This window comes from Gilliamella sp. Nev5-1, assembly GCF_001690895.1.
Taxonomy (GTDB): Bacteria; Pseudomonadota; Gammaproteobacteria; order Enterobacterales; family Orbaceae; genus Gilliamella; species Gilliamella apicola_C.
This window is the reverse complement of the sequence record NZ_LZHO01000088.1, coordinates 92,092-100,024: the sequence shown is the minus strand read 5'-3', so window position 1 is coordinate 100,024 and position 7,933 is coordinate 92,092. Positions and strand designations below refer to the sequence as shown.

Genomic DNA, 7,933 nt, shown 5'->3' with positions numbered 1-7,933 from the left:
GACAGTTCGGTCCCTATCTGCCATGGGCGTAGGAAAATTGAGAGGGTTTGCTTCTAGTACGAGAGGACCGAAGTGAACGCACCGCTGGTGTTCGGGTTGTGATGCCAATTGCATTGCCCGGTAGCTACGTGCGGAATAGATAAGTGCTGAAAGCATCTAAGTACGAAACTAGCCTTGAGATGAGTTTTCCCTGAAGAGATTCAGTAAGGTCCGTTTGAGACTAAGACGTAGATAGGTCAGGTGTGTAAGTGTAGTGATACATTGAGCTAACTGATACTAATGAACCGAGAGTCTTAACCTTACAACTCGGAGTTGTTTTGGAGTTACGCGATAGGATGATTGAAGTTGATATATTTAGAGAGATTGACTTTAAATTGTTTAATAAATGAGAGAGCAGTTTGTTCCGGATTGAGCAATTGCTGTGGATATGAGATAATACATGGTAATTGAGAGAAGAGAAGACAGGATATGTCTGGCGGTAATAGCGCGGTGGTCCCACCTGACCCCATGCCGAACTCAGAAGTGAAACGCCGTAGTGCCGATGGTAGTGTGGGTATTACCCATGTGAGAGTAGGGTGCCGCCAGACTTTTAAATTTAGTGAAGCTCAGCAGCGATGCTGGGCTTTTTTACGTTTGGTATTTTATTTAATGGAGCTCTGATTTGTATAGTAATATCTAGAGCGGATAGTCCGAAGAATAACGGATTGAAGATGATAAGTTGATGTTGAATTGATGTTGGAATGAAATGAGTTCACTAATTGCCTTTAATAAGCCGTTTAATGTTGTGACACAATTTTCGGCGCATGAAAAATATCAAATGTTAAAAGACAGTTATTATACTAATAGCTTTTTACTTAGAGTACGTTGATTGTTAGTTCATCAACTGGTTATAAAAGGTTTTTCCCTAATTGAGATGAAAAAATTTTAATGATGGCAGGGGTTACTAAGTTTGGCTTAATACCGACGTGAATAAAACTACAGTTTTATGCTGACCGACATCCTCGCTAGTAGTTTGCGGGTTGGTAAATTAGGTAACTTTGTTGAGCAAACTTTTTATGAACTATTATATAGTTTATATAAAGATATATTTACATGATTAATTCATTTTTTTATTTATTTATTGCCACATGTATGAAACAATTTAGGTATTAAAAATAATTTTTTTGAGGTAGTCAGTGATCGATAATGATGGCTACCGTCCAAATGTAGGAATAGTTATTTGCAACAGGTATGGTCAAGTACTTTGGGCTCGTCGATATGGGCAAAATTCTTGGCAGTTTCCTCAGGGCGGAATAAAAATAAACGAAACGCCTGAACAGGCAATGTTTCGTGAATTAAATGAAGAAGTTGGTTTATCGTCAAAAGATGTGAAGATTTTATCTGTTACTAATGGTTGGTTGCGATACAAACTACCCAAAAGGATGATCCGTTGGGAAAATCAGCCAGTTTGTATTGGTCAAAAGCAGAAGTGGTTCTTATTAGAATTGATATCTGATGTGTCAGCAATTAATCTCAATATGTCTTCAACACCTGAATTTGATGATTGGAGATGGGTAAGTTATTGGTACCCTATTCGTCAGGTTATTGCTTTTAAAAGAGATGTTTATAGAAAGGCAATGAAGGAATTTTCTTTACCTGTGTTTACTATACAATCTGAAATTGCACCCCCGATGACTAATGTTTCAAAAAAGAAACGGTTTAACTTCTTTGCTCATAAACGAAAAAACAAAAAGCGTATTAAAAAATGAATCAATATTTACACTTTCCTAATTTTGATCCGATAGTTTTTTCTATTGGACCTATATCACTTCATTGGTATGGTGCTATGTATTTATTTGGGGTACTCGGTGCTCTTTACTTGGCTAAACGCAGAGCAAATAAACCGAATAGCCAATGGACATCACAGCAAGTTGAAAATTTATTATTTTGGGGATTTTTAGGCCTTTTTATTGGTGGGCGGTTAGGTTATGTGTTCTTCTATAACCTTGATGCTTTTATTAAAGATCCTGTGATTTTATTTAAAGTCTGGGAAGGAGGTATGTCTTTTCATGGTGGCTTAATTGGCGCTGTTTGTGTTATTGCTATTTTTGCTAAAAAGACAAATAAAAGTTTTATGCAAGTAGGCGATTTTGTTGCTCCTCTAGTTCCTATTGGTCTGATGTTTGGGCGGTTTGGTAATTTTATTAATGGGGAGCTTTGGGGACGAGTAACTGATTCGCCTATAGGCATGCTATTTCCAGCTTCCTCGCATGCCGATTTTATGTATGTTCAGACTCATCCAGAATGGTTTTCTCTATATTCTCAGTTAGATGGTATTTTACCAAGACATCCATCGCAGCTTTACGAAATGCTATTTGAAGGTGTTGTGCTGTTTATTATCTTAAATATTTTTATTCGAAAACCAAGACCAACGGGGGCTGTATCTGGGTTATTTTTGCTTTGCTATGGTTTATTTAGATTTGTTATAGAATTTTTTAGACAGCCAGATGAGCAATTAGGTTTATTTTTAAATATTTTTAGTATGGGGCAAATTCTATGTTTACCAATGATTATTGGTGGCATTTTAATGATCTTACTTGCGTATAGATTTAACAAGAAGGCAAAAATACGATGAAACAATATTTAGCGTTAATGCAAAAAATTTTAGATGAGGGTACCTCTAAGTCAGATCGAACAGGCACAGGAACGCTATCTATTTTTGGTCATCAAATGAGATTTAATTTACAAGAAGGCTTTCCCCTTGTGACGACTAAAAAATGCCATTTACGTTCAATTATTCATGAATTACTTTGGTTTTTGAAGGGTGACACAAATATTAACTATTTAAAAGACAATAAAGTAACTATTTGGGATGAATGGGCTGATCAAAATGGTGATTTAGGTCCTGTATATGGTAAACAGTGGCGAGCATGGGGTGCTGATGATGGTCGTCAAATAGATCAAATTTCGCAGTTAATTGAGCAAATTAAAAATGATCCTGACTCTAGACGTATGATTGTTTCTGCTTGGAATGTCGGTGAATTAGACAAAATGGCATTAGCACCGTGCCATGCTTTTTTCCAATTTTATGTTGCAAATGGTAAGCTTTCTTGTCAGCTGTACCAGCGTTCTTGTGACGTATTTTTAGGGTTGCCGTTTAATATTGCAAGCTATTCTTTGTTAGTTCACATGATCGCACAGCAATGTGACTTACAAGTGGGGGACTTTGTGTGGACCGGTGGTGATACACATCTTTATTCAAATCATATGGAACAAGCCCATTTACAATTAAGTCGTGAGCCAAAAGTATTACCAAAATTAATGATTAAACGTAAACCTTCAACAATTTTTGATTATAATTTTGAGGACTTTGAAATTATGGATTATGATCCTTACCCAGCGATTAAAGCCCCTGTTGCAGTTTAAAGCTTGGTAAAGAATTTTTAGGAAATAGATACATTTTGTGTATGTTTTATTACTAAATAAAAATGAGAAAATAAATATTAGGGATTAATCAAATTATTTCCTAATGTTTATTTTAAATTATCATTTTTACTCAAAACAAAAATTAAAGGAAGTATTTATTTAAATGTAAGTATTTTATTTTCTGCTTCGCAAATCAAGATATGGTATATAATAATCTACTACTGTTTAAATAGCTATTTGATCTTACTATGAGCCCAAATCAGGAAATTCGCCCTATTTTTACTAAACGGTTACTGCACCCTCGTTATTGGTTAACGTGGTTTGGTATCGGCGTTTTATATGTAACTGTTTTATTACCTTACCCAGTTATTTACCAAATTGGTAAAGGACTAGGTTTACTTTCAATGCGACTGATCGGAAAACGTAAAGAAACAGCAAGGCAAAATCTTAAGCTCTGTTTTCCAAAAAAATCGCAACAAGAACGAGAGCAGATGTTGCGTGAAAATTTTATTTCGACTGGCTTGGCTATTTTTGAGACAGGTATGGCTTGGTTTTGGTCAGATAAACGGCTTGCGAAATATGTTTCTATTGTTGGCGACTTTAACATTACAAAAGTGCAACAATCAGGCCAAGGTGTTTTGCTTATTGGCATTCATTTTTTAACTTTGGAATTAGGTGCTCGTATTTTAGGAATGAGCCATCCTGGTGTAGGTGTTTATCGACCCAATGATAATCCGGTCATGGATTATGTTCAACTTAAAGGTCGGCTCAAGTCAAATAAATATATGCTAGACCGTCATAACACAAAAGGGATGATTCGTGCACTAAAAAATGGCGAGCTGTTGTGGTATGCGCCTGACCACGATTATGGTCCTAAAAATAGCGTATTTGCACCACTATTTTCAGTTGAAAAAGTGGCAACAACGGTGGGAACTCGCATATTAGTTAAATTAGGTCAGCCTGCAATTATTCCCTTTACGCCAAAACGTGAAAAGGATGGTCACTACACAGTTTACGTTACCTCAGAACTGGAAGGTTATCCAATAGATGATGATGTACGTGCTGCTACTTTTATGAATAAAGTCATTGAGCAAGAAATTTTAAAAGCACCAGAACAATATATGTGGTTACATCGGCGATTTAAAACTCGCCCAAAGGGAGATGCTCCTTTATATACCGATAATGTTCAATCCGATTAAAATTGCTGTTATTTATAGCTTTTGTTGAAAGAGTAAAAATTACAATATGCAAAAACTAAATAAAATTATTTTATATTGTCGCTGTGGATTTGAAAAAGAGTGTGCAGCAGAAATTACCGATAGAGCAGCAAAAAAAGAAATATACGGCTATGCAAAAGTGAGAGAAAGCAGTGGCTATGTTGTCTTTGAATGTTATCAAGATAGTGATGCACAATTGATAATAAAAGATTTAGCTTTTCGAACATTAATTTTTGCAAGACAAATGTTTGTATCGGGCGATTTATTAACAGATTTGCCGACAAATGATCGAATTTCTCCTATTATTGATGCATTAGCTGGTCTTATCGATAAAGCTGGCGATTTGCGTGTTGAAGTTGCCGATTCAAATGAAGGCAAAGTGCTTTCTGGATTTTGCCGAAAATTTACTGTTCCCCTTCGCCAAGCATTGCGCAGTAAACGTATTTTATTAAAAGTCCAAAATCCATTAAGACCTGTAATTCACTTATTTTTTATCAATAATAATAGCTGTTATGTTGGTTATTCGCTAAGCCAAAATAATTCACCTTTTTATATGGGCATTCCTAGACTAAAATTTCCAACTGATGCGCCAAGCCGTTCTACACTAAAATTAGAAGAAGCTTTTCATATTTTTATTCCTTATGAAGAATGGGATGAGCGTTTAAAGGGGGGGATGAATGCGGTTGACTTAGGTGCTTGTCCTGGTGGTTGGACTTATCAGTTGGTTAAAAGATGTATGATGGTTTATGCCATTGATAATGGGGCTATGAATGAAAAACTAATGGAAACAGGGCAAGTTAAACATTATCGTGAAGATGGCTTCAAATTTGTGCCTAAAAAGCATAATATTTACTGGTTGGTTTGTGATATGGTTGAAAAACCAGCCAAGGTAACTGAATTAATAGCCAAATGGCTGATTAATGGCTGGTGCAGAGAGGCTATTTTTAACCTCAAACTACCAATGAAAAAGCGTTATGAAGAAGTAAAACAAAGTTTACAATTGTTAAACGATGAATTAAATAATAAAAAAATCAATGTACAAATTCAGGCTAAGCAGCTTTATCATGATCGAGAAGAAGTGACCGTTCATGTACAACGAATTTGGGGATAACAACTTACAAGAGAATGGGTATGAATTTAAAACGCTCCTTTTATATTATGTTAATTATGTCACTATTTACATTTTTGGCAGGATGTACTTTTGAAACATCAAAGCAATCACTTAGCTTTGATAATAACAAAAATTCTAGTTATTATTTATCACAAGCAGATAATAGTTCTGGCTCTGTGAAAGTTAATTGGCAATTATTAGCTATTCGAGCCCTAATAAAAGAAAATAAATTGACACAAGCAAACACATTATTATCAAATTTACCTTCCGATCTTAATGCTGAACAGAAAGAAGAAAAATTATTATCACAAGGTGAAATTGCTGTAAAAAAAAGGCGTCCATTTGACCTTAATCAATTAACGATTGTTGATTTGAATAACTCACAGCTATATCGCTATTATATGATAAAATTAGGCTTAGATATAAATAGTAAAGATATTAATGCCCAAGCTCATGATTATCTTCAATTAGAAAAATATGTATCTGAAACTGAAAAAAGGCAACTATTAAACAGTACATGGAATTTTTTTAGTAAGTTAAAGGCTGATAAAATTGGTAAAGTTTTAGTGGGTGAAGATGACATTACATTACAAGGTTGGATTGATTTGGCATATGCTTATCAACAAAATAATGATGTACCTGTTCCACAAGATGATGATACGCCAGACACAATTGCTACAAAATCTCAAAATCAAAAGCAATTATTAAAACAAGCCATTAATAATTGGGCTATACAATACCCTGATCATCCAGCTAAAGAAATTATATCAATATTGACTGGTGAACAAACGCTTGCAGTTGATGCTAATGGAAAAAAGGTTGCTTTATTGTTACCATTAAGTGGTTCTTCTCGTATATTTGGTGAAACTATTCGTCAAGGTTACATTGATGCTATAAAGTTTTTTCCACAAGAACCGCAACAAAATGTAATTGTAGTCGATACAACTAGCGCTCCTATGGATGCTTTAATCCAGCAAGCACAGGAACAACATGTTGAATTAATTGTCGGTCCTTTATTAAAAAATGAAGTAACTAAAATAAAAGAGCTAGCGCCTGCTATCCCTGTTTTAGCCTTGAACAAAGTTGATAAAACAACTACTTCTGCTAATAAAATGTGTTTTTTTGCTTTATCTCCAGAAGATGAAGCAAAAGATGCAGCTGACCATATTTATTCCCAAAATAAAATAAAACCACTGGTATTAGTGCCTCAAAATGATTTGGGAAGGCGTGTTGCGCAAAGCTTTGCAGCACAATGGGCACAACTGTCGGCAAATAGTTCACAAGCTTACGTACAATATTTTGGTAACGCTAAAACACTAAGTGCTAATATGAATCACAATGTCGGTATTAGCCTTGCGGGAAGCCCTATTTCGAATGATGAAGTATCATCAGGTGAAATGATATCGGCTGGGTTTGATGCTATTTACATTTACGCATCATATGATGAATTGACGTTGATAAAACCAATGCTTGATATGGGCGCTAATAAGAATATTGGTAACTCATCTGCTGTCATGCTTTATTCAAGCTCAAAAAGCCATGTTGCTAATGCTTCTGATGATTTTTATTATGATATGAATAAAACTGAATATGCTGAAATTCCTATGATTCAAAAGGATAATGTGAATACAAAGATACCTAGCAATGTTCAGAAAGATTATTCGTTAATGCGTTTATATGCCATGGGGATTGATGCGTGGAGGCTTACCAATCGATTTAATCAACTCAATTCATATCAACTCAATTTTCTAGATGGTATGACTGGTAAATTATCAACAAGTGATCAATGTGAAGTGACTCGCTCACTCTCTTGGCAGCAATACATTTATAGCGGAGCTAACTCTGATTCGAAAAGCGAATAAAAAACAAATTGGTGAGTATTATGAAAATATTGCTTGCCAATACCTACTTAAGCAAGGACTCAAACTTCTGGCCTATAATGCCCAATTTCGCTTTGGTGAACTTGATTTAATTATGCTAGATGGTAAATGCCTTGTTTTTATTGAAGTACGTTATAGAAAAAATGCCAATTTTGGCCATGCTGAAACGACTGTGACGTTAAATAAGCAAAATAAAATAAAGCAAGCTGCTCAGCAATGGATGATAACGCAAAATTTAAATATTGAAGATACAGAGTTTAGGTTTGATGTTTTTGCTATTACAGGTAAAAGTCAAAAATGGATTATTAACGCATTTTAAT

The 7,933-nt window shown here is 34.9% G+C and carries 7 protein-coding genes and 2 rRNA genes; all 9 read left to right on the top strand.

Going from position 1 to position 7,933, the window contains the following annotated elements; genetic code table 11:
- Positions 1-301 (top strand): 23S ribosomal RNA (locus A9G41_RS12400); the annotation flags it as partial.
- 170 nt (positions 302-471) lie between these two features.
- Positions 472-587 (top strand): 5S ribosomal RNA (gene rrf, locus A9G41_RS12395).
- A 588-nt stretch (positions 588-1,175) separates the two neighbouring features.
- A complete protein-coding gene (gene rppH / locus A9G41_RS12390) occupies positions 1,176-1,748 on the top strand; it encodes an RNA pyrophosphohydrolase (RefSeq protein WP_065568308.1) in 573 nt (190 codons plus the stop codon).
- Positions 1,745-2,614, top strand: a complete 870-nt coding sequence (gene lgt, locus A9G41_RS12385) for a prolipoprotein diacylglyceryl transferase (RefSeq protein WP_075539753.1) — start codon at positions 1,745-1,747, stop codon at positions 2,612-2,614. Before rppH ends, lgt begins: the two co-directional genes overlap by 4 nt.
- A complete protein-coding gene (gene thyA, locus A9G41_RS12380) occupies positions 2,611-3,405 on the top strand; it encodes a thymidylate synthase (protein WP_065582291.1) in 795 nt (264 codons plus the stop codon). The genes lgt and thyA overlap by 4 nt, the downstream gene beginning before the upstream one ends.
- A gap of 248 nt (positions 3,406-3,653) precedes the next feature.
- On the top strand, positions 3,654-4,604 hold the full coding sequence (gene lpxL, locus A9G41_RS12375; RefSeq protein ID WP_065568311.1) for an LpxL/LpxP family Kdo(2)-lipid IV(A) lauroyl/palmitoleoyl acyltransferase: 951 nt from the start codon (positions 3,654-3,656) through the stop codon (positions 4,602-4,604).
- Positions 4,605-4,650: 46 nt separating this feature from the next.
- The gene (gene rlmM / locus A9G41_RS12370; protein WP_065582290.1) at positions 4,651-5,733 is read left to right on the top strand and encodes a 23S rRNA (cytidine(2498)-2'-O)-methyltransferase RlmM; all 1,083 of its coding nucleotides are present in this window, start codon (positions 4,651-4,653) and stop codon (positions 5,731-5,733) included.
- Positions 5,734-5,753: 20 nt separating this feature from the next.
- Positions 5,754-7,595 (top strand): penicillin-binding protein activator, encoded by a 1,842-nt coding sequence (locus tag A9G41_RS12365; RefSeq protein ID WP_065582289.1) that lies wholly within the window; start codon positions 5,754-5,756, stop codon positions 7,593-7,595.
- Entirely contained in the window at positions 7,561-7,932 is a 372-nt protein-coding gene (locus A9G41_RS12360) for a YraN family protein (RefSeq protein ID WP_218057389.1), read from the top strand. Before A9G41_RS12365 ends, A9G41_RS12360 begins: the two co-directional genes overlap by 35 nt.
- Position 7,933: the final 1 nt, after the last annotated feature.

Excerpts from the sequence above, each read along its gene's own strand:
- lgt (WP_075539753.1), top strand. The coding sequence starts at position 1,745 with ATGAATCAATATTTACACTTTCCTAATTTTGATCCGATAGTTTTTTCT.
- thyA (WP_065582291.1), top strand. The coding sequence starts at position 2,611 with ATGAAACAATATTTAGCGTTAATGCAAAAAATTTTAGATGAGGGTACC.
- lpxL (WP_065568311.1), top strand. The coding sequence starts at position 3,654 with ATGAGCCCAAATCAGGAAATTCGCCCTATTTTTACTAAACGGTTACTG.
- rlmM (WP_065582290.1), top strand. The coding sequence starts at position 4,651 with ATGCAAAAACTAAATAAAATTATTTTATATTGTCGCTGTGGATTTGAA.
- A9G41_RS12365 (WP_065582289.1), top strand. The coding sequence starts at position 5,754 with ATGAATTTAAAACGCTCCTTTTATATTATGTTAATTATGTCACTATTT.